The sequence below is a fragment of the Nisaea sp. genome (genome assembly GCF_040217065.1).
Classification (GTDB): domain Bacteria; phylum Pseudomonadota; class Alphaproteobacteria; order Thalassobaculales; family Thalassobaculaceae; genus Nisaea.
On the sequence record NZ_JAVJNX010000005.1, the window covers coordinates 82,704 to 106,610 of the forward strand.

The 23,907-nt window shown below is 62.2% G+C and carries 19 protein-coding genes and 1 pseudogene; 13 read left to right on the plus strand and 7 right to left on the minus strand.

Going from position 1 to position 23,907, the window contains the following annotated elements; translation table 11 throughout:
- Positions 1–10: 10 nt before the first annotated feature.
- Genes RH950_RS05100 through RH950_RS05125 form a run of 6 tightly spaced genes read left to right on the plus strand, consistent with a single transcriptional unit; the run spans position 11 to position 7,490 of the window.
- Positions 11–319, plus strand: coding sequence for a hypothetical protein (locus RH950_RS05100; protein ID WP_350054362.1), 309 nt, complete (start codon positions 11–13; stop codon positions 317–319).
- Positions 312–1,013 (plus strand): SDR family NAD(P)-dependent oxidoreductase, encoded by a 702-nt coding sequence (locus RH950_RS05105; RefSeq protein WP_350054364.1) that lies wholly within the window; start codon positions 312–314, stop codon positions 1,011–1,013. The genes RH950_RS05100 and RH950_RS05105 overlap by 8 nt, the downstream gene beginning before the upstream one ends.
- A complete protein-coding gene (locus tag RH950_RS05110; RefSeq protein ID WP_350054366.1) occupies positions 1,010–2,377 on the plus strand; it encodes an ANL family adenylate-forming protein in 1,368 nt (455 codons plus the stop codon). Before RH950_RS05105 ends, RH950_RS05110 begins: the two co-directional genes overlap by 4 nt.
- A complete protein-coding gene (locus tag RH950_RS05115; protein ID WP_350054368.1) occupies positions 2,374–3,090 on the plus strand; it encodes a 4'-phosphopantetheinyl transferase family protein in 717 nt (238 codons plus the stop codon). The genes RH950_RS05110 and RH950_RS05115 overlap by 4 nt, the downstream gene beginning before the upstream one ends.
- A gap of 3 nt (positions 3,091–3,093) precedes the next feature.
- Complete coding sequence (locus RH950_RS05120; RefSeq protein ID WP_350054370.1) at positions 3,094–6,237, plus strand: outer membrane lipoprotein-sorting protein; 3,144 nt, start codon at positions 3,094–3,096, stop codon at positions 6,235–6,237.
- Entirely contained in the window at positions 6,234–7,490 is a 1,257-nt protein-coding gene (locus RH950_RS05125; RefSeq protein WP_350054372.1) for a DUF1302 family protein, read from the plus strand. The genes RH950_RS05120 and RH950_RS05125 overlap by 4 nt, the downstream gene beginning before the upstream one ends.
- Before the next feature lie 88 nt (positions 7,491–7,578).
- Here RH950_RS05125 and RH950_RS05130 read toward each other — a convergent pair whose 3' ends face one another.
- Positions 7,579–8,340 carry an alpha/beta fold hydrolase gene (locus RH950_RS05130; RefSeq protein ID WP_350054374.1) on the minus strand — a complete coding sequence of 254 codons (762 nt, stop codon included), beginning with the start codon at positions 8,338–8,340 and terminating at the stop codon, positions 7,579–7,581.
- Positions 8,341–8,546: 206 nt separating this feature from the next.
- Here RH950_RS05130 and RH950_RS05135 point away from each other — a divergent pair, with 206 nt between their 5' ends.
- The 7 genes from RH950_RS05135 to RH950_RS05165 all read left to right on the plus strand — a co-directional run bounded on the left by RH950_RS05135 (position 8,547) and on the right by RH950_RS05165 (position 16,269).
- Positions 8,547–10,241, plus strand: a complete 1,695-nt coding sequence (locus RH950_RS05135) for a flavin-containing monooxygenase (protein ID WP_350054376.1) — start codon at positions 8,547–8,549, stop codon at positions 10,239–10,241.
- A gap of 446 nt (positions 10,242–10,687) precedes the next feature.
- The gene (locus RH950_RS05140; protein WP_350054378.1) at positions 10,688–11,971 is read left to right on the plus strand and encodes an ABC transporter substrate-binding protein; all 1,284 of its coding nucleotides are present in this window, start codon (positions 10,688–10,690) and stop codon (positions 11,969–11,971) included.
- Between the two features lie 102 nt (positions 11,972–12,073).
- Positions 12,074–12,982: a branched-chain amino acid ABC transporter permease gene (locus RH950_RS05145; protein ID WP_350054380.1), complete on the plus strand. Its 909-nt coding sequence runs from the start codon at positions 12,074–12,076 to the stop codon at positions 12,980–12,982.
- Positions 12,979–13,992 (plus strand): branched-chain amino acid ABC transporter permease, encoded by a 1,014-nt coding sequence (locus RH950_RS05150; protein ID WP_350054382.1) that lies wholly within the window; start codon positions 12,979–12,981, stop codon positions 13,990–13,992. Before RH950_RS05145 ends, RH950_RS05150 begins: the two co-directional genes overlap by 4 nt.
- Complete coding sequence (locus tag RH950_RS05155; RefSeq protein ID WP_350054384.1) at positions 13,992–14,786, plus strand: SDR family NAD(P)-dependent oxidoreductase; 795 nt, start codon at positions 13,992–13,994, stop codon at positions 14,784–14,786. The genes RH950_RS05150 and RH950_RS05155 overlap by 1 nt, the downstream gene beginning before the upstream one ends.
- Positions 14,786–15,544 (plus strand): ABC transporter ATP-binding protein, encoded by a 759-nt coding sequence (locus tag RH950_RS05160; RefSeq protein ID WP_350054386.1) that lies wholly within the window; start codon positions 14,786–14,788, stop codon positions 15,542–15,544. The genes RH950_RS05155 and RH950_RS05160 overlap by 1 nt, the downstream gene beginning before the upstream one ends.
- A complete protein-coding gene (locus RH950_RS05165; protein WP_350054388.1) occupies positions 15,541–16,269 on the plus strand; it encodes an ABC transporter ATP-binding protein in 729 nt (242 codons plus the stop codon). The genes RH950_RS05160 and RH950_RS05165 overlap by 4 nt, the downstream gene beginning before the upstream one ends.
- Positions 16,270–16,297: 28 nt before the next feature.
- Here RH950_RS05165 and RH950_RS05170 read toward each other — a convergent pair whose 3' ends face one another.
- From RH950_RS05170 to RH950_RS05195, 6 genes and pseudogenes are all read right to left on the minus strand, one after another.
- Positions 16,298–16,696 (minus strand): hypothetical protein, encoded by a 399-nt coding sequence (locus RH950_RS05170; RefSeq protein ID WP_350054390.1) that lies wholly within the window; start codon positions 16,694–16,696, stop codon positions 16,298–16,300.
- Positions 16,697–16,735: 39 nt separating this feature from the next.
- Positions 16,736–16,861 (minus strand): annotated as a pseudogene (locus RH950_RS05175) (TetR/AcrR family transcriptional regulator); the annotation flags it as partial.
- Between the two features lie 418 nt (positions 16,862–17,279).
- The gene (locus tag RH950_RS05180) at positions 17,280–20,849 is read right to left on the minus strand and encodes a hydantoinase B/oxoprolinase family protein (RefSeq protein ID WP_350054392.1); all 3,570 of its coding nucleotides are present in this window, start codon (positions 20,847–20,849) and stop codon (positions 17,280–17,282) included.
- Between the two features lie 65 nt (positions 20,850–20,914).
- Positions 20,915–22,198: a TRAP transporter large permease gene (locus RH950_RS05185; RefSeq protein ID WP_350054394.1), complete on the minus strand. Its 1,284-nt coding sequence runs from the start codon at positions 22,196–22,198 to the stop codon at positions 20,915–20,917.
- Complete coding sequence (locus RH950_RS05190) at positions 22,198–22,758, minus strand: TRAP transporter small permease subunit (RefSeq protein ID WP_350054396.1); 561 nt, start codon at positions 22,756–22,758, stop codon at positions 22,198–22,200. The genes RH950_RS05185 and RH950_RS05190 overlap by 1 nt, the downstream gene beginning before the upstream one ends.
- 84 nt (positions 22,759–22,842) lie before the next feature.
- Positions 22,843–23,895 (minus strand): TRAP transporter substrate-binding protein, encoded by a 1,053-nt coding sequence (locus RH950_RS05195; protein ID WP_350054398.1) that lies wholly within the window; start codon positions 23,893–23,895, stop codon positions 22,843–22,845.
- Positions 23,896–23,907 lie beyond the last annotated feature (12 nt).

Consider the following 23,907-nt stretch of genomic DNA (forward strand, 5'->3'; position numbering starts at 1 on the left):
AGATCTCTCAGTGAAAGATAAGGTTCGGCAAATCGTCCTCGCATCCTGCCGGGAACATAACGACGTTTCGGAAACCCGGATCGATATCGGCAGCGGTGACGAGGCGGCACTTTTCGGTATCGGCGGTGCGCTGGACTCGATTGCCCTGGTCAGTCTCATCGTCGCTGTCGAGCAGGCGATAGAGGCCGAGCTCGATGTGCTGGTGACCCTTGCCGACGACAAGGCGGCATCACAGAAGACAAGCCCGTTCCGCACGATCGGGGCGCTGGTCGAGTACACAACCGCCTGTGTCGAGGAGGAACTCAGCGCCGATGACTGAACCGGTCACGCTGATTACCGGCACCCGCAAGGGCATCGGGCGGTTTCTTGCCGGGCATTACCTCGCGCAAGGCCACAGGGTCTATGGCTGCAGCCGTCAGGAAACCGACATCGACGCGCCGAACTACCGGCATTTCTGCCTGGATGTTTCCGATGAAAGGGCGGTGCGCCGGATGTTCTCGCGGATCCGCAAGGACGCGGGGCATCTCGACCATCTGGTGAACAATGCGGGCATCGCGTCAATGAACCATGCGCTGCTGACGCCCCTGTCGACCGCTCAAGCCGTGTTCGACACCAATGTCATGGGCACGTTCCTGTTCTGCCGCGAGGCCGCGAAGCTCATGCAGAAACAGTCCTTCGGCCGCATCGTCAATTTCATTTCGGTCGCCAGCCCGCTGCATCTGGAAGGCGAGGCGGTCTATGCGGCATCCAAGTCGGCTGTGCAGACACTGACACAGGTCCTGGCGCGGGAACTGGGACATTACGGCATCACCGTCAATGCTGTCGGACCGACGCCGGTGGAGACCGACCTGATCCGCAATGTTCCGAAAGACAAGATCGAAAAACTGCTTGAGCGCCAGGCCATCGGCCGCATGGGAACCTGTGACGACGTTCTGAACATTGTCGATTTCTTCCTCAGGAAAGAGAGCGATTTCGTGACGTCGCAATCCATCTACATGGGAGGTGTGTGTTGAGCGGCATCCAGTTCCTGACCGACCGTTTTGCACAGGAAGGCCAGGAAAAGACAGCGATTGTCTGGCAGGACAGGGAATGCTCCTACGCAGGCCTGCTTGATGCGATCCATCATTGGCGGGACCGTCTTGCCCGGGAAAACGTGACGCCGCGGGACATTGTCGGCCTCACCGCCGATTTCTCGCCCAGTGCGACGGCGCTCCTGCTTGCGCTTGTCGAGCGGGGCTGCACTGTCGTTCCCTTGACCGGTTCGGTTGCTCACAACCGGGACACGTTTCTGGAAATCGCCCAGGTCACGATCGACATCACCCTGGCGCCGGATGACACCGGTCTCTTCACACGTTTCACCCGAACGCCGGACCACCCCCTGTATCAGGAATTATGGCAGGGGCAGCGTGCCGGACTGATCCTGTTCTCGTCCGGCTCCACCGGGAAGAGCAAGGCGGCGCTGCACGATTTCGGCCTGCTCCTGGACAAGTTCAGGGAACGCCGGCCGGCCAGAACGACGCTGGCATTTCTGCTGTTCGACCATATCGGCGGCATCAATACCCTGCTGCACGTCCTGTCGAACGGCGGAGTTCTGGTCACGGTCCCGGACCGGTCTCCCGCAACCGTCTGCAGAACCATCGACGCATATGGTGTGCAGATTCTGCCAACCTCGCCGACCTTTCTGAATCTTCTGCTGATGAGTGGTGCGCTCGACCAGTTCGATCTCGGCTCCCTGGATACGATTACCTACGGCACCGAAGTCATGCCGGAGAGCACGCTGCTCCGGCTCCGGTCCCGGTTCCCCGACGCCAAGCTGGCGCAGACCTACGGTCTGTCCGAAGTCGGCATTCTGCGCTCCAAGTCCGAGGCATCGGACTCATTGTGGGTGCGCCTGGGTGGCACAGGAGTCGAGACCCGCGTGGTCGACGGGCTGCTGGAGATCAAGTCGACATCCGTGATGCTCGGTTATCTCAACGCGCCGAGCCCGATAACGGAAGACGGCTGGTTCATGACGGGAGATTCCGTCGAAGAGCGAGACGGTCTTTTCAGGATCTTCGGGCGCAAGTCCGAAATGATCAATGTTGGCGGCGAGAAGGTCTTCCCCGCGGAAATCGAAAGCGTCCTGCATGACCTTGACGGGGTCCAGGATGCCGTCGTCTACGGAGAACAGCACGCCATTATCGGAAACATGGTGGTTGCCAGGGTCAGTCTTCTAACGGACGAGACTCCGGCCGAGTTCCGCAAACGCATGGTGCGGCATTGCCGTGAGCGTCTGGCCCCGTTCAAGGTGCCGCAGAAGGTCCTTCTTTCAAAAGAGCAGATGCACGGAGACCGGTTCAAGAAGAACCGGTCGGCGGCGCATCGACAGGAAGAATGACCGCGGACGTGATCCATGTGCGGTGGCGATCGTCGGCGACCCTGGACGCGGCGGCGGAAGAGAAGCTGGTGCGCCTGCTCGATCGGGACGAATGCCTGGAATGGCAGCGAAAAGCCATCGACGCCGACAGGAAGCTCTATCTGCTGGCACATGTATTGAGGCGGGAGCTGATCGCTGACCTGACCGGGTATCCCTCGGAGCATATCCGGTTCTCCCGTGGCGCCTATGGCAAGCCTCTTCTGGTCAGCCCGGACATTGGCGCGGATCTGTTCTTCTCGCTTTCCCATACGGACGGCCTCGCCATCGTGGCGGCGTCGCGGGCCGGACCGGTCGGCATCGATGCGGAGCGCCGGTCGCGCCGTATCGCCGATGCGGCGTTGAAAGCGGTCATGTCCAGGGGTGAGCTCGACCGCATTTCGCGAAAAGGACCCGAAGAAGGCCTCCGTCTCTGGACGTTGAAAGAGGCCTATTCGAAAGCGCTGGGTCTCGGTTTGCACCTCCGGTTTTCCGATCTCGATTTTTCAACCGGGCTTTCCGGAAGCGTCGATGCCCCGCGCGGGTTCCATACCTGGCACGGGCAGGAGATCCCTGTCGGCGGCGACCACATTGCGACGCTGGCATATCCGGTCAGGCGCGGTCGTGCCGTCCGGATCGAAACCCGCGAGCCGCCAGAAATACCTATCGCGCCGCAACGGCACGAATTGAGGGGTTGAAACATGATCACCTACGTTACCGGCGTCGTCCGTTTCCGCTGGATCGCACTTTCGATGATCCTGGGACTTACAGTCTGGCTTCTTTCCTTCCTGGGTCAGCTGAACATCATTGTCGATGACGCCAATATCCTGCCGCAGGATCATCCCTATGTTGTCGCGGCCAATGATATCGAGGCGGTGTTCGGGCAGAAATATACCGTCGTCGTGACCGTCACACCCAAGACCGGCGATATCTTCCAGCGCCCGGTCCTGAACAGGATCGCAGGTATGACGGCCGCGATCGAGGCCATCCCGGGCACCATACCGGGACGGACCCGCAGCCTTGCTTCACCCCAGGTCAAGTCCATCTACGGCAAGGACGGGGATCTGGTCGTGGAGCGCATGGTCGACGCCGGTGCGGGTGCCGTCGATCCGGACGCGGTGCGGGCGCGCCTCGACAGGATGACGCTCTACGAATCCGTGCTCGTTTCTCGCGACCGCAGGACGGCGTCGATCAGCGCCGAATTCGCTTCCGAGCCGAAAGGCTATGCAATCGTCGCCGCCAAGGTCGAGACGGCTGTTGCTCCGTTCCGCGACGACAGCGTGAGCATTCACATGGGCGGCCAGCCCATCATCGTCGGCGCAATCGAAACCTACGGGAACCGGCTGAACATCCTGCTGCCGGTCGCCATCCTCATCATCGGACTGCTCCACTGGGAGGCGTTCCGCTCGATCCAGGGGCTGGTCCTGCCGCTTGTCACGGCTCTGGTCGCTGTCGTCTGGGCGCTGGGTGGCATGGCGGCCCTCGGGGTGTCGCTCGACCCGTTCAATTCATTGGCCCCGATCGTGATCCTTGCGGTGGCGGCCGGGCACGCGGTTCAGATCCTGAAACGATTCTACGAAGACTATGAAGCCGAGTCCTTCAAAAGTCCCGATGATCCGCCGGGCGCCCGAACCAGAGCGGTGATTTCGTCGGTTGCCAGGACGGGGCCGATCATGGTGTGCGCCGGCGGTATCGCCGCCGTCAGCTTCCTGTCTTTGATGGTTTTCGATGTCGAAAGCATCCGCAATTTCGGCATCTTCACCGCCATCGGTGTCCTGGGAGCCCTGTTCCTGGAACTGACCCTGATTCCCGCCCTGCGTTCGATCCTTCCGCCTCCGAAGCCGCGAAAGCGGCGCAGGAATGCTGGTTTTCTGCGCGCCGCATTATGGTTGACGGACGCCGTGATCAACCGGCGCAAACAGCTTCTTGGAGGCGCAGCCATCGTCTTCTTTGTGGTGGGGGCCGGAGGATATTTTCTCACGGTCAACAGTTCGCTGCGGGCCAATTTCACGGCCGATCAGACCGTTCGCCAGGACGACGCCTTCATCAACGAGCATCTGGCCGGAGCGAATACGCTCCACATCCTGATCGACGGCTGCGAGGACGACGCGATCAAGCGGCCGGAGGTGATGTCGGCAATCGTCGGGGTGCAGCGCCGCCTCGAAGGGCTGCCCGGCGTCGGCAAGACGCTCTCGATCGCCGATTTCATCCTGTCGATGGATGCCGCCCTGAAGCCGAACGGGACTGGCGAAGGGGGCATTCCCGCGGGCCAGGATTCGATCGCACAATACCTCTTCCTCTACAGTCTGTCGGCGGATCCCGGCGACTTCGATACCTATGTCGATTACGGCTACCGGAAGGCGCTCGTGACCGTCTTCCTGCGTGATGAGAGTTCGAAGTTCCTGGAGCGGCTGACGGCCGAGATCGGGGCCGAACTGAAGACCGCGCTCCCAGCCGATGTGACCTACAGCATCGGCGGGACCATCACCGGCCCGTCTGCCCTCAATGAAGTCCTGGTCATCGGCAAGCTGAACAACATCCTGATGATCGCCGCCGTGTTGTTCGTGTTTTCCTCGGTCCTGTTCAGGTCGCCGCTCGTCGGGTTGCTGATCGTTCTGCCACTAGCAGCCACGGTCCTGATTAATTACGGCGTTATGGGATGGTTCGGTATCCCCTTGCAGATGGCGACGGCAACGATATCGGCCATGGCGGTGGGGATCGGCGCGGATTATGCGATCTACTTCACCTACCGGCTGCGCGAAGAGCTTCTCAGATCTTCCGGTGATCTGGAGACGGCGGTATTGGCCACATACAAGACCGCCGGCCAGGCTGTGATCTACGTTGCGACGGCGGTTATCGGCGGATACAGCGTGCTGATGCTGTCCTATGGATTTCTGATCCATTTCTGGCTGGGTCTGCTCGTGACCCTGTCCATGCTTGTGGCCGCCGCCGCCGCTCTCACCGTTTTTCCGGCATTGCTCGTCATCGTCAGGCCCCGTTCGATTTTCGGAGACGAGGGCAAACCGGTACTGCTGCACAAGACTGCGAATGTGATCCTGCTTGCCGGTGTCCTGGGGGGCGCGCTGGCGGGCCTGAGCACACCGTCGGCCGCGGCGCCAAGTGCCAAAGAGATCATGGACGCGAACTATGCCGTGTCGCGAACTCAGGACGCCAGCTACACGGGCAAGTTCACCCTGATCTCCAGGAACGGTCAGGAACGTGTCAGGCATGTTCTTATCTGGACGATGCTGCAGCCCAACGGCATCGACATGTCCCGGCTGTCCCGATTCACCTCCCCCTCGGATATCAAGGGGACGGCCACCCTGATCCTGGAAGACAGCAAGGGCGACGACGGACTCTGGATCTATCTGCCGGCAATCGGAAAGACCAGACGTCTGGTCGCCTCCAACAAGAAAGACAGCTATGTCGGGACGGACCTGTCCTACGGCGACGTGATCGGCTACCGTACGTCTGACTGGAACAGCCGGGTCACCGGCGTCGCCGAGATCGATCAGCAACCCTGCTGGATTGTCGAATCCGTGCCGGTCAATGACACTGTTGCTTCGGACTCGGCCTATTCCAAGCGGATCAGTTGGATCCGGCAGGACAATTTCGTGACCGCCAAGGGGGAACTGTATGATACCGCGGGCCGGTTGCAGAAAACGTTCACCCAGATGCAAATCGAGAAGGTCTCGGACCAGCCTCTCCGCTGGCAGCCGATGCTGATCGAGGTCCACAATGTGTTGACGGGGCATTCTACCCGCTTCGAATTCTCTGATTTTCAGGCCAATACCGGTCTTTCGGAGAGACTGTTTTCGCCACGCACACTTGAACGTGGGCGATGATCTTTCGTGACCTCGCTGCGCTCGCCTGCAGCGGCGCCCTGCTGACCTGCTCCGTCTCCATGCATGCGGCCCGCGCCGACGATGCCCTGGAGCTGAGCGGCGAGGCGCGGGCGGGCTACTGGAGCAGTGACCGGGCGCTGACCGGTGACGATCATGTTCCGGCCGTGGGCCTTTGGCTCAAGGGGGATTTTCGGTACGACGAGGACTGGAGCGCGCGTTTCGAGGGCATTGTGTCGGATACTCCAGTGCGCGCGGACGGGCCGGATGCGGACATACGGCGGGCATATATCCGCTGGGGCGGGAGCGCCGACTGGGATGTTCGGGCAGGCCGCCAGATCGTGGCCTGGGGGCGATCCGATTTTCTGGCGCCCACGGACAATCTCGGATCATGGGACTATACGGCGCTGCATGCCGACGACAATGACCAGCGGCAGGGGGCTTTCATGGTGCGTGCCGTGCGCTGGATCGAGGATTACCGGTTCGAGGCCGTCTGGCTCCCCGAGCGTCGGCCGAATGTCTATCCGTTGCCGCAGACACTCAGGACAGTCGTCGACCCGGAAACGGGGAGCCAATGGCGCGGTGACCAGTTCGCGGTCAAGCTTGATGAATATGGCAGGGAGGTGGACTGGTCCGTTTCCTGGTTTCATGGCATGGACCGCACGTTCAGCCTGACCCCGGATACCGCGCCGGAATCCGGCAAGGCCTTCGAATCTCTCTATCCCATGGTCGATGTGGTGGGGCTGGATGCTGCGACGACTCTTGGCGAGGTCGGGTTGCGGGGGGAGATCGCCTATACGCATGTAGGGGACGCAGCGGAGACGAACCTTGTTCGTCGTTCTCAGCTTCAACTGCAGATCGGCACGGAGCTGCGTCCTTTTTCCGGTGTTACAATGAACCTGTCCTATCTGGGGCGGTATGTGACCGATTTCAGGGATCCCGGGTCACTTTCGCCGCCACTCGACCAACTGGCCGTCGCCATGCAGGCCCTGTGGTTCCAGCAGGACCGCTACCAGAATGGCGGCGCAATCCGGCTGGCAACGTCCGCGTTGAACGACACCCTGAAAGCCGAGCTGTCGACATTGTTTCTGACTCCGACCGGCGAAGGCACCACGAGAGTAAAGGCGACGTACCTGGTCTCCGACAATTTCAAGATCATCGGCGGGATCAACTGGTTCTGGGGCCCGGAGACAAGCTATTTCGGGTCAATCAGTGAGACGTCGGGAGCCTATTTCGAGGCCCGCTATACATTCTGACCGAGTGGCTATCACTTGCGGCATTCAACCGCCGCATTCCGGCAGAGTGCCGGCCTGGAGGAAAGCGGGAAGCTGGGCCCAGGACGGTTTATTGTGCCGGCGCTTCCGCCGCGGCACTCAGTGCCATGAAACCTCGAATATGGCGCAGCGCGAGGTCGATTTTCCGGGTGTTCTCTTTCCAGGGATAAAGGCTGACCTGTGCATTCGGTGCCAGCAGGGCCGTCTCCATCGCCGTTGCGTACGGGTGGGCTGGAATGTCGTCCGGCAGGACCAGCACCGGCGTCGGGCAGGACCGGACGAAATCACGGTCGACCGTGAAGACGAAATCCGCCCGCTTCGTGTACATGTTGTCGAGATATGCGGAGATCATATCCATTGTGATCTCGGGGTTGCGCTTGCGGAATTCGGGCGCCCAGCCCTTGATGTTGTTCTGGTAGAAGAGATCCGGCACGGTGGAGCTGTAGCCGCTCGGATGCACGAGCATGGCGGACATGACGCGGTCGCCCGCCCGCTTGAGCATGTTCCAGATCATCGGGCCGCCGATGCAGAATCCCATCACCATGAAACGGTCGATCCCGAGATGGTCCATCAGGCCGAGTTGATCGTCGGCGAAACCATCCCAGGGCCGTTCGATCTCGAGCGGGCCTTCGGACTGGCCGGTATTCGCATTGCGCAGGTCCAGCGCGATCACGCGGTAGCTGTCGCTGAATTCCTCCAGTGGATTGAAGGCATGGGTCGCGAGACCGGCTATGGTCGCATTCAGTCCGCCCCCTGGAATGACGAGTAGCGGGATGCCGGAGCCGGCTTCCTCATAGTGGATCCGCACTGGACCGTTTTCGAAAATTGGCATGATGGTCCTCGCTTGTGATGGGAAAACCGGACTGACAAGGCGCTTTTCAGGCTATGCCATGGGACGGCGTCGATCAAAAAGGATTCCGCCGCAACGGCTGCCTTCCAGGAAATGACACCAATAAGGCGGGCCGGTCGATCCGTGGCTTGATAAAAAATGAATGACGGTTCACTATTTGCTGAACGCCAAGGAGAAATGAGACTGTCATGAGCGATGGACCGACACTTGCCAGACTGCAGGCAGCCGAGCTGCGAGATAACCGTGATCTTGATGCGGTGATCGTCGGCGCCGGTTTTTCCGGCATGTATCAGCTTCACCTGTTGCGCGACCGGCTCGGGCTGAAGGCCCGGGTCCTGGAGCGCGGCAACGGTGTCGGCGGGACCTGGTACTGGAATCGCTATCCCGGTGCGCGGTGCGATTCCGAAAGCCACTCCTACAGCTATTATTTTTCCGACGCCTTGCTGCAGGAGTGGGAATGGTCCGAGCGCTATCCCCAGCAGCCGGAGATCGTGCGCTATCTGAATTTCGCCGCCGACAAGCTGGACCTGAAGCGGGACATCCAGCTCGACACGACCGTCACCGCAGCGCGTTACGATGAAGCGGCAAACCGATGGCGGGTCGAAACCGAAAGCGGCGAGACGTTCACGGCCAAATATCTGATCACCGCGGTCGGCTGCCTGTCGTCCGCGAACGTGCCCGATATTCCCGGCCGGGATCGCTTCCAGGGCAAATGGTATCATACCGGCCAGTGGCCGCATGAGGGCGTGGACCTTGGCGGCAAGAGGGTCGGGCAGGTCGGTACCGGATCGACCGGTATCCAGGCGGTGCCGGTGATCGCTGCGGAGGCCGGGCATCTGACGGTCTTCCAGCGCACGGCCAACTACAGTATCCCGGCGCAGAACGGCCCGCTGTCTTCCGAGTTCAAGGCCTGGGCCAAGAAGAATGCCGACGAAATCCGTCGCACAATGTACGCCTCGACCAACGGTCATCCGTTTCTGATGGCGGAGCGCAATGTGTTCGATGTCTCCGCCGAGGAACGGCGCGCGATCTACGAGAAGGCCTGGCAGGTCGGCGGCTTGCGGTTCAGGGCTGTGTTCCAGGATCTGTTGCTCGACAAGGCGGCGAATGACACGGCGGCCGAATTCCTGAAGAGCAAGATCCGGGAGATCGTGACGGACCCGCAGAAGGCCGAGGCCCTGTCCGATATCGATCACCCCTTCGCGACCAAGCGCCCGCCGATCGATACCGGCTATTTCGAGGCCTTCAATCGCGACAATGTCAGCCTGGTAAACCTTCGGAAAACCCCGATTATCGAGATTACCGAGAAGGGGATACGCACGAGCGAAAAGGAATACGAGCTCGACATCATCGTTTTCGCCACTGGTTTCGATGCGATGACGGGCTCGCTGCTCAAGCTCGGCATCGTCGGGCGTGACGGAGTTCCCTTGAGCACGGCCTGGGAGGCAGGGCCGCGCACCTATCTCGGGCTCCAGGTCGCCGGCTTCCCAAACATGTTCACCATTACCGGACCGGGCAGTCCGTCGGTGCTGTGCAACATGCCGGTCGCCATCGAGCAGCATGTCGAATGGGTGACGAACTGCATTGAGCGGATGGAGGAAAAGGGTGTCGAGCGGATCGAGCCGGACGAACAGGCCGTCTCGGACTGGGTCGATCACGTCAACGATACCGCGAACGCCACCCTGCTGCCGCAGGCCGGGCATTCCTGGTATCTCGGCGCAAATGTGCCCGGCAAGCCACGGGTCTTCATGCCCTATGCCGGTGGCATGGCCCGCTATCGCGGGATCTGTGACGGCATCGCGGCCAGTGGCTATGAGGGGTTCGTGATGGATGGCGAGACCGCGGGCTCGCCGATCGCCGCGGCGGTGAATATCTCGGGCTGACCTCGGTCGGCGTATTTCAATGACCCGGCGTCGACGGAGCGTGGCCGCCGTCAACACCGAATCTGAAATTAATGGTTGTGGATTCGTCTGGACGGTCACGTTGCCGTGCTCCCGAATGCCGGCCGATCTCCGGATCCATTTCAGGGCAGGCTTTTCCATCTTCCGGGAGTCCCGCTGTGCCTTTGCCGTGCGGTATTGAACATTTTCAGATGCGCGCATTCATCGTGGACGGGCCGGAATTCTTCGCATGATTCATCACTGTATGGCGCCAAAAAGCGACGATAGTATGTCCAATAAGTGATTAATGAGTCATGGTTCATTTTTCTTGACAGCCCGCTCGCATGATCTCCAAGCTGCACGCGATAAGGCCGAATTCAGAATGACGGGCCTGCCGCATGTTTGCTCACGCTCACAGTGGCCAGGACCGCAATCAATGGAGGAACGTTATGAAGAAGACATCCCCGCGCTCGCGCCCGGGCATTGATCGGCGCACCGTACTGAAAGGTGCCGCCGCGGTGGCTGCCGTCGGTACCGCCATCACCGGGTTCCCGGCCTACCTGAAGGCCGCCGGCAAACCGATCAAGATCGGTATGCCGACCATCCTGTCGGGCCGGGTGGCCATTCTCGGCGAGTCCTCGGTGGCGGCCGCATCCAATGAAATCCGCAAGATCAACGCGGCCGGCGGTATCGAGGGCCGCATGCTGGAGCTGGTCACGCGGGATTCCCGGGCCAAGCCGGACGAGGCGGCGCGGATGACCCGCGATCTCGTGAACAATGAAGGCTGCGAAATCATCATCGATGCCGAAGCCTCGGGCGCCTCGTTTGCCGTGAACGAGGTGGTGCGGGACATGAAGCAGTACTGCATCCACACCAACTCGGAGACCTCGTCGCTGACGGCCGATCCGAAGAACCAGGTTCCGTGGGTCTTCCGCAGCTGCCGCCAGGGTATTCATGACGCGGTCGGCGGCGGCCTCGTCGCGGCCAAGGTAGCCAAGGAAAAGGGCCTGAAGAGGTGGGCCACGGTCTCGCCGGACTACGCCTACGGCCGGGCCAATACCGATGAGTTCATGGAATATGTGAAGCTCTTCTCTCCGGACGTGGAGATCATCGAGCAGACCTGGCCGAAGCTGTTTCAGCCGGATTATACCGAGAACGTGACGGCGCTGCTGAACGCCCAGCCGCAAGCTGTCTATTCCTGCCTCTGGGGCGGGGATCTGGTGTCGTTCTTCGATCAGGCGAGCCTCTATGGCCTGTTCGATCAGTTCACGGCCTTCGCGGTGAACCTCGGCGACTATCCGGTGCTGTCGGCGATCAAGAGCCGCCCTGCCGGTGTCTATTCCGGTAGCCGCTACCACAAGGACGTCCCGAACACGCCCGAGAATGAGGCCTGGTACGACAGTTTCATGGCTAATTCCAACGTGCTGCCGACGAACTGGGCCTGGCAGAACGCGGCCGCCATCAACTTTGTTGCGGAAGCACTGAAGAAGACCGGCGGCGATACCGATACCGAGAAGATGGCGACGGCCACAACGGGCCTGACCATTAACTCGCCCTTCGGCGTCGACGGTACCCTGACCCTGCGTGAAGAGGATCACACGCTGGTCAATTACATGGTCGGGTACAGCAAGACCATCGTTGACGAGCCTTATGTGGTGGATTTCGAACAGACCGGATGGTCGGAGATCTACAAGCACGAGGCCGATTGGAAAAAGCGCAACGGCTACGCCTGATGCTGCTGTCCGGGCGGGGCTGTAAACGCTCCGCCCGGACCTGCACTGGGCGCCGGTCTTATGCCGGCGCCCGTGTCTGTCGGTCTCTAAGGATTGAACCCAATGTTTGATTTCGACGCGCTTGCCGCTTGTCTGTCGACCTCCGCATGCCTGGTGAACCAGATGACGAGCGGGTTGATCATCGGCATGCTGCTTTTTCTGGTGGCATCCGGCGTCACGCTGATTTTCGGCGTGCTCAATGTCATCAATTTCGCCCATGGCAGCTTCTATATGGTGGGCGCGTATTTCGCCTATACCGTCTATCACCTGACAGGAAACTACTTCCTGGCGGCCCTGGTCGGGGCCATTGGGGCCGGGATATGCGGCATCCTGTTCGAGCGGCTCATCATCAGTCGGGTCTACGGCCAGAACCTGTTGATGCAGCTTCTGGTTTGCTACGCCTTCATTCTCATCGTCGATGACCTGGTGAAGATCATCTGGGGCGCGGAATATCTGGCAATGGGCATTCCGGCGGAGTTCCGGCTGCCGCCATTTCGTGTGGCTGGCGGCTTCGTACCGCCGTTCTACCTGTTCCTCGTCGCGATTACCCTCCTGATCGGCTTGGGCTCGCTGTTTCTCGTCACGAAAACCCGGTTTGGCAAGATCGTGCGGGCGGCGGCGCTGAACGCACCGATGGTCTCGGCGCTCGGCATCCGGGTGAACATCTACTTCGCGCTGCTGTTCGGTTTCGGCTGTGCGCTTGCAGGCGCGGCCGGTGCGCTGGCGGCGCCCGTGCGTTCGCTGACGCCGGGCATGGGGCTTGGCATCCTCGTCGAAAGTTTCATCGTAACGGTCATCGGCGGCATGGGGTCGATCCCCGGCGCCTTCCTCGCCGCGATCATCCTGGGGCTGACCCGGTCCATCGGCAGTGTCGGCTTCCCGCTCTTCGTTGATGGAGCGATGTTCATGATCATGGCGCTAGTGCTGATCTTCCGCCCGACCGGACTGCTCGGGCAGGGAGGCGCGCGATGAGCCTGTTTGTTGAGTTTCGGCGCGATCTGCTGCTCGCGCTTGCCGGGCTTGTCGTGCTGGTTGCGCTTGGCCTCGGCATCGAGCATGCGTGGCCGCGCGACTTCCTGACCTCGATCTTCGCCGCCAGCCTGCTGGCCATGTCTCTGAATATGCTGATTGGCTATACTGGGCTTGTCTCCTTCGGGCATGCCGCATTCTTCGCTCTGGGCGGGTATATCTTTGGCCTGCTGCTGCAGTCGGAAGGCTTCACCGGAACGCTGGGTGCCGGTTCCGTGCCTGTGGCCCTGATTGCGGCTGTTGTCGGCACCGGGCTCTATTCGGTGGTCATTGGCGCGATCTGCGTGCGGCTGACGGAGATCTATTTCGCCTTCCTCACGCTCGCCTTCCAGATGTTCCTGTACAGCGTCATCCTGAGCTGGGTCGACCTGACCGGCGGCGATCAGGGACTGATGGGCGGCATTCCGCGCCCGGCCTTTCTCGGCATCGATCTGGCCGACCAGTATCACCGCTATGTGTTCTGCGCGGTGCTCTTCGTTTCCTGCGTCATGATCATGCGGATCATGACCGAGAGCCCGTTCGGCTACACCCTGCGGATGATCCGCGACAATGCCACGCGCGCCGCCTTCCTTGGCGTGAATGTAACCCGGGTGAAACTGATCTGCTTCGTGGTCTCGTCATCGATCGCGGGGGTCGGCGGGGTGATCCTCGCCCTGTTCACCTCCGGTGCCTATCCGGAATGGGCCTTCTGGGCGCAGTCGGGCGAGGCGATCTTCATGATCATGCTCGGCGGGCTGAACGTCTTCCTCGGTCCGATCCTCGGTGCCGTGGTGCTGCGCATCCTGAACGACGTCGTCCAGATGTACACCTCGCACACCGAGATCGTGATCGGCGGCGTGATCATGTTCGTCGTTCTCGTGCTGCGGCGCGGCATCCTGGACTTCGTGAAGGACTGGTGGGTCGAACGACAGCAGGCGCGCCTGTCGGCAGAAAACCGGAATGGTAAGAACTGATGAGTGAAGTGGGATCATTGAAAGACCGCGTTGCGGTCATCACCGGCGGGGCAAGCGGCATTGGCGCAGCCTGTGCCCGCCTCATGGCAGCGCGCGATGCGCGCGTCGTCATCGCCGATGTGAATGCCGATGCCGCCCGCAAGGTCGCGGCGGAGATTGGCGGGGTCGGGTATGACGTCGATGTACGCGACGCCGATGCCATCGAAGCGCTGGCGGAGAAGAGCGAGAAGGAGGTCGGCCCGACCGATATTCTGGTCACGTCGGCCGGTATCGTGCAGCCGCCGCTCCCGCCGGAGGAACTGTCTCTGGAGATTTTCGACAACGTCCTCGCCGTGAACACGCGCGGCACCTACCTGACGGCCCGGGCCTATGGCCTGCGCATGCTGAAGCGGCGCAGTGGATCCATTGTCACCATAAGCTCGATCACGGCCGAACGCTCGGTGCCGCTGCACGCCTACGCGCCAAGCAAGGCGGCGGTGACGAACATGACCATGAACCTCGCCGCCGAATGGGGACGCGCGGGCATCCGGGTCAACAGCGTGGAGCCGGGTTACACCCGCACGCCCGCCCTGCAGGACCAGATCGACCGCGGCCATCGGGACACGACCCTGCTGGAGGATAATTCGACGCTGGGCCGCATGGTCGAGCCGGAGGAGATCGCCAAGGCGGTTACCTTCCTGGCTTCCGACGAGGCCTCGGCCATCACCGGCATCGCGCTTCCGGTGGATGCCGGCTTCCTGAGCGCCGGTTCCTGGCACCCCTATGGCGGCGTACGCCGACAGGGGAACCGCTGATGCTGCGCCTGGAGAATGTCGTCAAGTCGTTCGGCGGCGTGGTCGCAACCAACGACGTCTCGCTGCACTTCCCCGCCGGCTCGCTCAGTGCCGTGATCGGCCCAAACGGTGCCGGCAAGACCACGCTGTTCAATCTGGTCACAGGCCATCTGGTGCCGGACAGCGGTCGCATCCTGCTTGGAGAGGAGGATATCGCCGGCGCGGCGCCTGTCGATATCGTCCGCAGGGGCGTCGGCCGCGCCTTCCAGATCGCCAGCATCTTCCCGAGCATGACGGTGGAGCAATCGCTGATGGGCGCTGTCGCCTCCCACTTCCGCACATCGGAAGCGATGCTGTCTGCGTTCCCGCCGCGGAATGTCCGGCAGCGGACGGAAGAGCTGATCGAGCTGCTGGGCATGGGATCGGTGGCCCGGTTGCTGAGCGCGAATATCTCCCATGGCGACCAGAAGCTGCTGGATATCGGCCTGGCGCTGGCGCTGGAGCCGAAGGTGCTGATGCTCGATGAGCCGACCGCCGGCATGGGGCCGGAGGAGCGCTGGCAGATGATCGGCACCGTGCGCCGCCTGTGGGAGCTGGGCGGTATGACGCTGATCTTTATCGAGCATGACATGGACATTGTCTTCGAGGTCGCGCAGGGCATTACCGTGCTGAGTTACGGCGCGGTCCTGGCCCAGGGGACAGCGGATCAGATTCGCAACAATCCGGAGGTCATCGAGGCCTATCTCGGCGTTGAGACGACGGCGGAGGCCTCGCAATGAGCGGCGACACGACTGGTGACGTGATTCTCAAGGTCGAGGGAATCGACGTCTTCTACGGCGCGTCCAAGATCCTGTTCGGCGTGGATCTGGAAGTCGGGCGCGGGCGTACGCTGGCCCTGCTGGGCCGGAACGGCGCCGGCAAGAGCACGACCATGAAGGCGATTGCCGGGATCGCCAAGCCGCGCAAGGGGACGATCAGCCTGTCCGGGCAGAACCTTGCGGGTGCGCGCCCCGACATCATCGCCCGCGCCGGGATCGGCTATGTGCCGGAAGACCGGCAGGTCTTCACGATGCATTCGGTTGAGGACAATCTGCAGATCGGCTCGAAGCCGGGGCTGCGCGGTCAGCGGGACTGGACCCTGGAACGGGTGTACGACACGTTCCCGATCCTGGCCCGGATGAAAGACCGCAAGGCCGGACTGATGTCCGGCGGCGAGCAGCAGATGCTGACAATCGCCCGTACCCTGATGGGCAACCCGGAGGTCCTGCTGCTGGATGAGCCTTCGGAGGGGCTGGCCCCGATCATCGTTCAGGCCATCGGCAATCTGATCCGGACGCTGCGCGATACCGGCGTGACCATCGTCCTGGCCGAGCAGAACATGCATTTCTGCCTTGGGATATCCAAGGATGCGGCCGTGATCGACAAGGGGCATATCGTCTATCGCGATACGATCGCAGGCCTGCGGGAGAATGAGGCAATCACGAAGCGCTATCTGGCGATCTGAAGCATTCGATGTGTGGGATATGTGTGCTTCAGGCGGGTGAGAACAGCCCTCTTGTCAGGATTTTCATGTAGGCCTTGATCACATGCGCGGGGACGGCTTTGGCGCGACCATTGTCGTCCCGGGCATAGTGCATCGAAATGTAGGACCGGGCCGACAGCAGCATATAGATCACCGCCTCCAGCTCGGCCTCGTCGAAATCCTTGATCTCGCCGCGCTTGACCGCGCGCTCGAGAGAGCCCTTGTAGCCGTTGACCAGGACGCGGAAATGTTCGGCATGGGCTTCCGGGGCGAATACTTCAGCCTCGTAAAGAATGCGATAGAAGGCCGGGTGGGCGTTCAGATATTCCAGGAACGCCAGCAGACGTGCTTCCTCACGCGCCGGACCGGCCAAGGCACGCGGCAGGGAGGAGGCGATATGATCAAGCATCTGGCGGCCCATATAGGGCAGAAGCTTGTTCAGGACGTCCTGGCGTGATTTGAAATAATTGTAGAAAGTCCCCTGGGCTACACCGGCGAGCTGGGTGATCTTCGAAATCGAGGCATCGGCGTATCCGTCGTTCCCGACGATCTGTGCGGCAGATTCCAGTATCAGTCTCTAGGTTTCGCGGGATTTTTCCTCACGGGACATCCGCCGTGTCTGGGAGCTGCGAAGGGCAATTGACTTCGTCATCGAGAAGCAGTGCTTTCCATTACTTTATTCATTTGATCGTATTTTGACAGAAATCTGTCAAGTTCCGCGGTCCCGTCTTGGCCGTGACCAGGACGTTCGGGCGGTGGCCTGACACCGACCGGCCTGCTCTCGAGGGCGCCGGAGGGCTGTATTTCCTGGCAGGGGAGGGACCTGTACAGCTTTCCACTGCCGGCATTTCGCTTGGTGAAAATGCCGGCTGAGCGTCCAACTCTCGCAGGCACGGAATCACGAGGAATCCGCACCTGCTGATTTACAGTGAAGCGCTCCTGCAGGCTCTTGTTAATCCTGGAGCATGTCCAAAGCGGAGCTGCTCACGGCCTCAGGACGGCGTCCCCCATCCTCCACCGGACGGGGTCTGCATGACGAAAAGGTCGCCGGCATGGATCTGGTTCTGATCGTTGCCGGCATGTTCGACCCGGGTTCCGTCCGCCCTGACAATCCATTCATGACCGACCTCGCCGGGTGCGGCACCGGGGCCGGCGAAGGGGGGCACGCGGCGGTGCGAGCCGAGTGTCGTGACCGTCATGTCCTCGAAGAAGCGCATCTTGCGGGTAATCCCGTCACCGCCATGCCAGCGCCCGGCGCCGCCCGATCCGCGCCGGATCGACCATTCCTCCAGGCGGACGGGGAAGCGGTGCTCCAGGACCTCCGGGTCCGTCCCCCGTGTATTGGTCATGTGCGTTTGCACGGCGGAACAACCGTCGAAGCCCGGGCCCGCGCCCGTGCCGCCGCAGATCGTCTCGTAATTCTGGATCCGGTCGTTGCCCCAGACATAGTTGTTCATGGTCGCCTGGGAGCCGGCCATCGCGCCCAGTGCGCCCATCAGCGCGTTGCAGGCAAGCTGGCTGACTTCGGTGTTTCCGGCAATCACCGCCGAGGGGTATTGGGCATTCACCATCGAGCCTTCCGGAGCGATGATCTTCAGCGGCTTGAAGCAGCCTTCGTTCAGCGGAATGGGGGCGCCGACAAGGGTGCGGAAGACGTAAAGCACGACCGCGTGGCACACGGCGAGCGGGGCGTTGTAATTCAGGGCGTTCGACGCCGTGCCCGTGAAATCGATCTCCGCCGCGCGCCGGGCGTGATCGACCCGGACGGCGACACGGATGAATTCACCATTGTCGAGTTCATAGTCGAAAGACCCGTCCTTCAGGGCATCGATCACGCGGCGGACGCATTCCTCGGCATTGTCCTGCACGTGCCCCATATAGGCATGCACCGTTTCGAGGCCGAACTGGGAGATCATCTTCGCGACTTCCCGAGCGCCGGTCTCGTTCGCCGCCACCTGGGCGGCAAGATCCGCCATGTTCTCGTTGATGTTCCGGCAAGGATAGGGGCCGGACGCCAGCAGGGCCCGGGTTTCGGACTCGCGGAACCGGCCGCCGTCGATCATCTTGAAATTGTCGATCAGCACGCCTTCCTCTTCGATATGACGGCTGTCGGGAGGTGCCGAACCGGGCGTCTTGCCGCCGATATCCGCATGGTGGCCGCGGGAGGCGACATAGAAGATCGGTGTGCCATGATCGAACACCGGTGTGACGACGGTCACGTCGGGGAGATGTGTGCCGCCGTTGAACGGCGCGTTGAGAACGTAAACGTCGCCTTCCTTCATGTCCGGATTGAGCCGGATCACGGTGCGGATGGATTCGGACATGGATCCGAGATGCACCGGCACATGCGGCGCATTGGCGACGAGATCCCCGCCCGGCCCGAAGAGGGCGCAGGAGAAATCGAGCCTTTCCTTGATATTCACCGAATAGGCCGTGTTCGCCAGGGTCGCGCCCATCTGCTCGGCAATGGACATGAAGAGATTGTTGAACACCTCGAGCATCACCGGGTCGGCGCTGGAGCCGACAGCTTCGGACCGGACCATCGGAACGGTGCGCGAGAGAATGAGATGCCCCCATTCATCGACCGCGGCCTGCCAGCCCTGTTCGATCACATTGGTGCCTGTCGGCTCCTTGATGATGGCCGGCCCATTGACTGTCTGACCGGATCTCATGCTTTCGCGGTCATAGAGCGGCGTCGCCGTGCCGCCGAAATGGCTGTCGATCCGATCGATGGCGGACGGCGTGCCGTCGCCGGCCGGGAATGTCTCGGCGGTGATCTCCGCAGCGCCGCCGACGGCCTCCACGGCGAGCGCCTCGAAAACCAGCTCGCGCTCGCCCGCGGCAAAGCCGAAGCGGGCCAGGTGCGCGACCTCGAACCCCGCACGCAGCGCGGCCTCGTCGCCGAACGGAACTTCCAAGGCCTGGTGCGAGCCGCGATAGCGCAGATGGGCCCGTCGTTCGACACGGATCGCCGAACGCGCAACGCCCTGTCTCTCGACCTCTGCGACGGCCTCAGCGGCGGCCTCCTCGAGCGCCACCTCCGCCGCGGCGACCGACGCGATCGGCGCGTCGAACTGGCGCTCGCGCAGGGCCCGGATCTCCGCCAGACCCATACCGTAGGCAGAGAGCACGCCGGCGAAGGGATGCACGAAGACGGTCTCCATGCCGAGGGCGTCCGCAACGGCACAGGCATGCTGACCGCCGGCGCCACCAAAGCATTGCAGCGTGTATTTCGTGACATCGTATCCGCGCTGAACGCTGATTTTCTTGATCGCGTTCGCCATGTTCTCCACGGCAATCCGAAGGAAACCCTCGGCAAGGTCCTCCGGCGTCCGGAGCGCAGCGTCGGTCTCGGCGGCGATGTCCCTGGCAAGCGCCTCGAATTTCTCACGCACGATGGCGGCATCCAGCGGCTGGTCCGCGTCGGGGCCGAAGACGGCCGGGAAATGCGACGGCTGCAGCTTGCCGAGCATCACGTTGCAGTCGGTCACGGTCAGCGGTCCGCCACGCCGGTAGCAGGCCGGGCCCGGATCGGCGCCGGCGCTGTCCGGGCCGACCTGGAAGCGCCCGTCGCGGAAATGCAGGATCGATCCGCCGCCTGCCGCGACAGTGTGAATGTTCATCATCGGGGCCCGCATGCGGACGCCCGCGACTTCGGTCTCGAAGGACCTTTCGTAGGCTCCGGCATAGTGGCAGACATCCGTCGAGGTGCCGCCCATGTCGAAGCCGATCAGGCGGTCATAACCGGCAAGCGCGCCGGTCTTCACCATGCCGACGACGCCGCCGGCCGGACCGGACAGGATTGCATCCTTGCCCTGGAACAGCTTTGCGTCCGTCAGACCGCCGTTCGATTGCATGAACATCAGCTTTCCCTCGCCGCCGAGCGCGTCGGAAACCTGGTTCACATAGCGGCGCAGGATCGGCGAGAGATAGGCGTCAACCACGGTCGTGTCGCCACGCGGGACGAGTTTCATCAGCGGCGAGGCCTGGTGCGACGCGCTGATCTGCCCGAAGCCCTCCTCGGCCGCGATGGCGGCGATCCGGGCCTCGTGCACCGGATTGAGATAGCTGTGCATGAAGGCGATGGCGACACTGTCGATGCCGTCCGCCTTCGCCGTTCTGAGCGCGGCGCGGGCACTGTCTTCGTCGAGCGGCGTCACGGTCGCGCCATCGGCATCCAGCCGCTCATGAACTTCGACGGCCCGATCATAGAGCAGTTCCGGCAGCGTGATGTGCAGGTCGAAGATCCGCGGGCGCGCCTGGTGCCCGATCCGGAGGAGATCGCCGAAGCCCTCGGTGATGAGGAGCAGGGTGCGGTCGCCCTTGCGCTCGAGAAGGGCATTGGTGGCAACGGTCGTTCCCATCTTCACGGACTCGATGGTGCCCGCGGGGACGGGGACGCCTTTGCTCAATCCCAGAAGGTCCCGGATGCCCTGAACGGCGGCGTCCCTGTAGCGCTCGGGGTTTTCGGACAGCAGCTTGTGGGTGACGAGAGTCCCGTCCGGCTTCTGCGCCACGATATCGGTGAAGGTGCCGCCGCGGTCGACCCAGAATTGCCACATGACTGAATTCCTCCGGCGCGCTTCCTGCGCACGATTTTAAAGAGTTTGGACAGGTAGGTGATTGCTTAATAAAAGAGGCTGGGGAGCCAGAGAGCGACATCGGGAAACAGCAACAGCACAGCGATCATCGCGAACATCGTCAAGACAAAAGGCGCTGACCCGATCATCACGTCGGTCAGCTCGCCCCGTTCTCGAACACCCTGGACGACATAGAGATTAATGCCGATGGGCGGCGTGATAAGCGCGGTCTCCAGCAAAACCATCAAAAGGATCCCGAACCAGACCGGGTCGAACCCGAGCGTTATCACGATCGGTGTGATCAGCGGCGCGACGGTGAGAAGCATGGAAAGCGTCTCCATGAAGCAGCCGACGACGATCAGAACCGTGATCAGCATCAACATGGTCTGCATCGGCGAGAGGCCGAGGCCGGTGACGAAATCCGCAAGCGCCTGGGTCAGGCCGATCACCGACAGGACGAAGTTCAGGAAGACGGCGGCAAGGATGATCAGCAGGATCATCGAGGTTGTCCGCATGGTGCCCTCGATGGCGGCGCGGACCATGTCGACAGAGAGCGAGCCGTTCGCCGCGGAGAGTCCCAGTGCGGCGACAACACCCAGCGCGGCGGCCTCCGTCGGCGTTGCCACCCCGGCATAGATCGAGCCGACCACGACGAGGAAGATGCCGATCGGCGGCAGCAGCGAGGGCAGGGCGGCGATCCGTTCCGTCCATGTGGCAACCACCGGCTCGCCGCCCCAGGCGGGTTTCGCGATGCAGAGCACGATGACGGTGACCATGAAGAGCGCCGCAAGCAGGAAGCCGGGAAGAAAGCCGGCGAGATACAGTTCCGGCACGGAGGTGTCCGTCAGCAGACCGAAGAGGATCAGGTTGATGGAGGGCGGGATGAGAATGCCGAGCGTGCCGCCGGCAGCGATGGTGCCGAGGAAAAGCCGCTCATTGTAGCCGCGCTTCTCGATTTGCGGGATTGCAACCGTGCCGATGGTTGCCGCCGTCGCGACGGAGGAGCCGGAGGTCGCGGCGAACAGCGCGCAGGATCCCGTATTGGCATGCATCAGTCCGCCCGGCAGCCAGCCGAGCCAGGTGACGATACCGGCATACATGCTTGCAGCAATACCGGAGCGGAGCAGAATTTCCCCGAGCAGGATGAACATGGGGATCGCGACCAGCAGGAAGTCGGTTCCCGTCTGCCAGACCATATCGCCGAGCGCGCGGTGCAGTGGCATCGGGCTGTCGAGGTACTGCAGGGTCAGGCCGAGCCAGCCCAGCGCGGCGGCGACAGGAACGGCGAGGGCAATCAGGCCCAGAAGGATCAGAAGCGTCTTGGTGAGCATCAGGCCGTCTCATCTTTGATCTGTTCGTCCAGGGTCTTGACGCCGATCCGCCGTTCCGCTTCGGCCATATCGCCGGTCAGGGTCGCGAACAGCGTCCCGACAAACAGCAACGCGCCGCAGACAACGAAAAAGACCCAGCCTGCGAGCCAGGGAATTTGCGGGATGGCGAGTGGCGTGCGCATCGGTGTGATCGACCGGGAGCCGTGCTGCAGCGTGTCTCCGACCAGCCCCCAGGCCATCCAGGTGACGATCCCGGCAAAACCGACGAGCAGGGCGAGGCCAAAGAAATTCAGAAACATCCTTACCGGGCGCGGAAGGATCAGGAAGAGGGCGTCCACCCGTATATGCGCCCGCTCGAACAGCGCAAAGGCGAGGCCCAGAGAGGTCGCCACGCCGAAGGCGTAGCCGGAGATCTCATCGGCTCCGGCAATCGACATGTTGAAGAATTTCCGGACCAACACCTCGAAGGTGACGAGAAAAGCGGATCCCAGGATCAGCGCACCGCCGAGCCAGACAAGCCAGCGGGACAGCCTGTGAGCGGCGTCAATCAGGCGAAGCATGCTGGACCTCCTTGAGAGCTGATCGGTATCGGTTCTGACTAGGGTACCGGCGCCGGGAGCTGCCCGGCGCCGGTGAATTCCGGATTATTGGGCTTTCGCCGTCAATCCGAGAATCTTGCCGACAGTCTTGTTCCAGTCGGCCGCACAGTCGGCACCGCAGCGCTCTGCCCAGCGGGCCAGGACGACATCGGTGGCGATGGTGTCACGCAGGGCGAGATCCGCGGCTGACGGCTTGACCAGCTTCATCGCACCCGGCTCGCCGATGTCGCACTTGCCGCCGGTGATGCAGCTGATGGCGACTTCGTCTTCGGCTGCGGTCTCGGTCCACATCTGGTCGTTCAGAATGGCCAGTTCCTTCTGCAGCAGAGCCTGTTTCTCGGCGCCCATGGCATTCCACTTGTTCATGTTCATGGCGCCGAAGGCGAGGCCCCAGCCAACCCGAAGTGTGTAGGCGTGGGTCGCGACCTGGTGCCATTTCGCCTTGTAGGCGGACATGGTCCCCGTGATACCGCAATCGACCACACCCTTCTCGAGCGCCGGGATCACTTCCGCGAACGGCACGGTGACGGAGGTGCCGCCGACGCCTTCGACAAAGTCGCCGAGGGTGGTGGCGTAGACCCGGACCTTCTTGCCCTTGAGATCCGCGATCCCGTTCACCTCGGCGTTGCACCAGAGCGTCTGGCTGGGGAACGGGTAGAGCATCAGAAGCTTGGCGTTATAGATCTCGGCGAAGGCTTTCTCGAGGATCGGGAAATAGGCTTTCGCCACGCTGCGCTCGGTCTCGATGTCCTGGGTAACGGAGGAAAGATCGGCCCCCTCGAACACGGCATTCTCCGCCGCGACATAGCCGGGAAGCCCGAAGGCGAAATCAAACACGCCGTTCTTGACCAGCCGCATGATCTCGAAGCCTTTGAGGCCAAGCTCGGTCTGCGGCTTGATCTCTCCGATGATCGATCCGCCGGAGGCCTTGGCGATGCGCTCGTTCCAGAACGGGCCCTCGTGTTTCTGATAATTTGTCAGGCTGCCCCAGGTTCCCACGGCCTTGATCACCGTCGGGCTGTCGGCAACTGCCGGGCCGGAAGCGGCCAAGGCTGCCGAGATGGCGAGCGTAGCAGCTAAAGCGTTGAGTTTTTTCATTTTTTGTCTCCC

Bases quoted from the DNA above. Each gene is read 5' to 3' on its own strand.
- RH950_RS05105 (WP_350054364.1), top strand. From the start codon at position 312: ATGACTGAACCGGTCACGCTGATTACCGGCACCCGCAAGGGCATCGGG.
- RH950_RS05115 (WP_350054368.1), top strand. From the start codon at position 2,374: ATGACCGCGGACGTGATCCATGTGCGGTGGCGATCGTCGGCGACCCTG.
- RH950_RS05120 (WP_350054370.1), top strand. From the start codon at position 3,094: ATGATCACCTACGTTACCGGCGTCGTCCGTTTCCGCTGGATCGCACTT.
- RH950_RS05125 (WP_350054372.1), top strand. From the start codon at position 6,234: ATGATCTTTCGTGACCTCGCTGCGCTCGCCTGCAGCGGCGCCCTGCTG.
- RH950_RS05130 (WP_350054374.1), bottom strand. From the start codon at position 8,340: ATGCCAATTTTCGAAAACGGTCCAGTGCGGATCCACTATGAGGAAGCC.
- RH950_RS05135 (WP_350054376.1), top strand. From the start codon at position 8,547: ATGAGCGATGGACCGACACTTGCCAGACTGCAGGCAGCCGAGCTGCGA.
- RH950_RS05140 (WP_350054378.1), top strand. From the start codon at position 10,688: ATGAAGAAGACATCCCCGCGCTCGCGCCCGGGCATTGATCGGCGCACC.
- RH950_RS05145 (WP_350054380.1), top strand. From the start codon at position 12,074: ATGTTTGATTTCGACGCGCTTGCCGCTTGTCTGTCGACCTCCGCATGC.
- RH950_RS05150 (WP_350054382.1), top strand. From the start codon at position 12,979: ATGAGCCTGTTTGTTGAGTTTCGGCGCGATCTGCTGCTCGCGCTTGCC.
- RH950_RS05155 (WP_350054384.1), top strand. From the start codon at position 13,992: ATGAGTGAAGTGGGATCATTGAAAGACCGCGTTGCGGTCATCACCGGC.
- RH950_RS05160 (WP_350054386.1), top strand. From the start codon at position 14,786: ATGCTGCGCCTGGAGAATGTCGTCAAGTCGTTCGGCGGCGTGGTCGCA.
- RH950_RS05165 (WP_350054388.1), top strand. From the start codon at position 15,541: ATGAGCGGCGACACGACTGGTGACGTGATTCTCAAGGTCGAGGGAATC.
- RH950_RS05170 (WP_350054390.1), bottom strand. From the start codon at position 16,696: ATGCTTGATCATATCGCCTCCTCCCTGCCGCGTGCCTTGGCCGGTCCG.
- RH950_RS05180 (WP_350054392.1), bottom strand. From the start codon at position 20,849: ATGTGGCAATTCTGGGTCGACCGCGGCGGCACCTTCACCGATATCGTG.
- RH950_RS05185 (WP_350054394.1), bottom strand. From the start codon at position 22,198: ATGCTCACCAAGACGCTTCTGATCCTTCTGGGCCTGATTGCCCTCGCC.
- RH950_RS05190 (WP_350054396.1), bottom strand. From the start codon at position 22,758: ATGCTTCGCCTGATTGACGCCGCTCACAGGCTGTCCCGCTGGCTTGTC.
- RH950_RS05195 (WP_350054398.1), bottom strand. From the start codon at position 23,895: ATGAAAAAACTCAACGCTTTAGCTGCTACGCTCGCCATCTCGGCAGCC.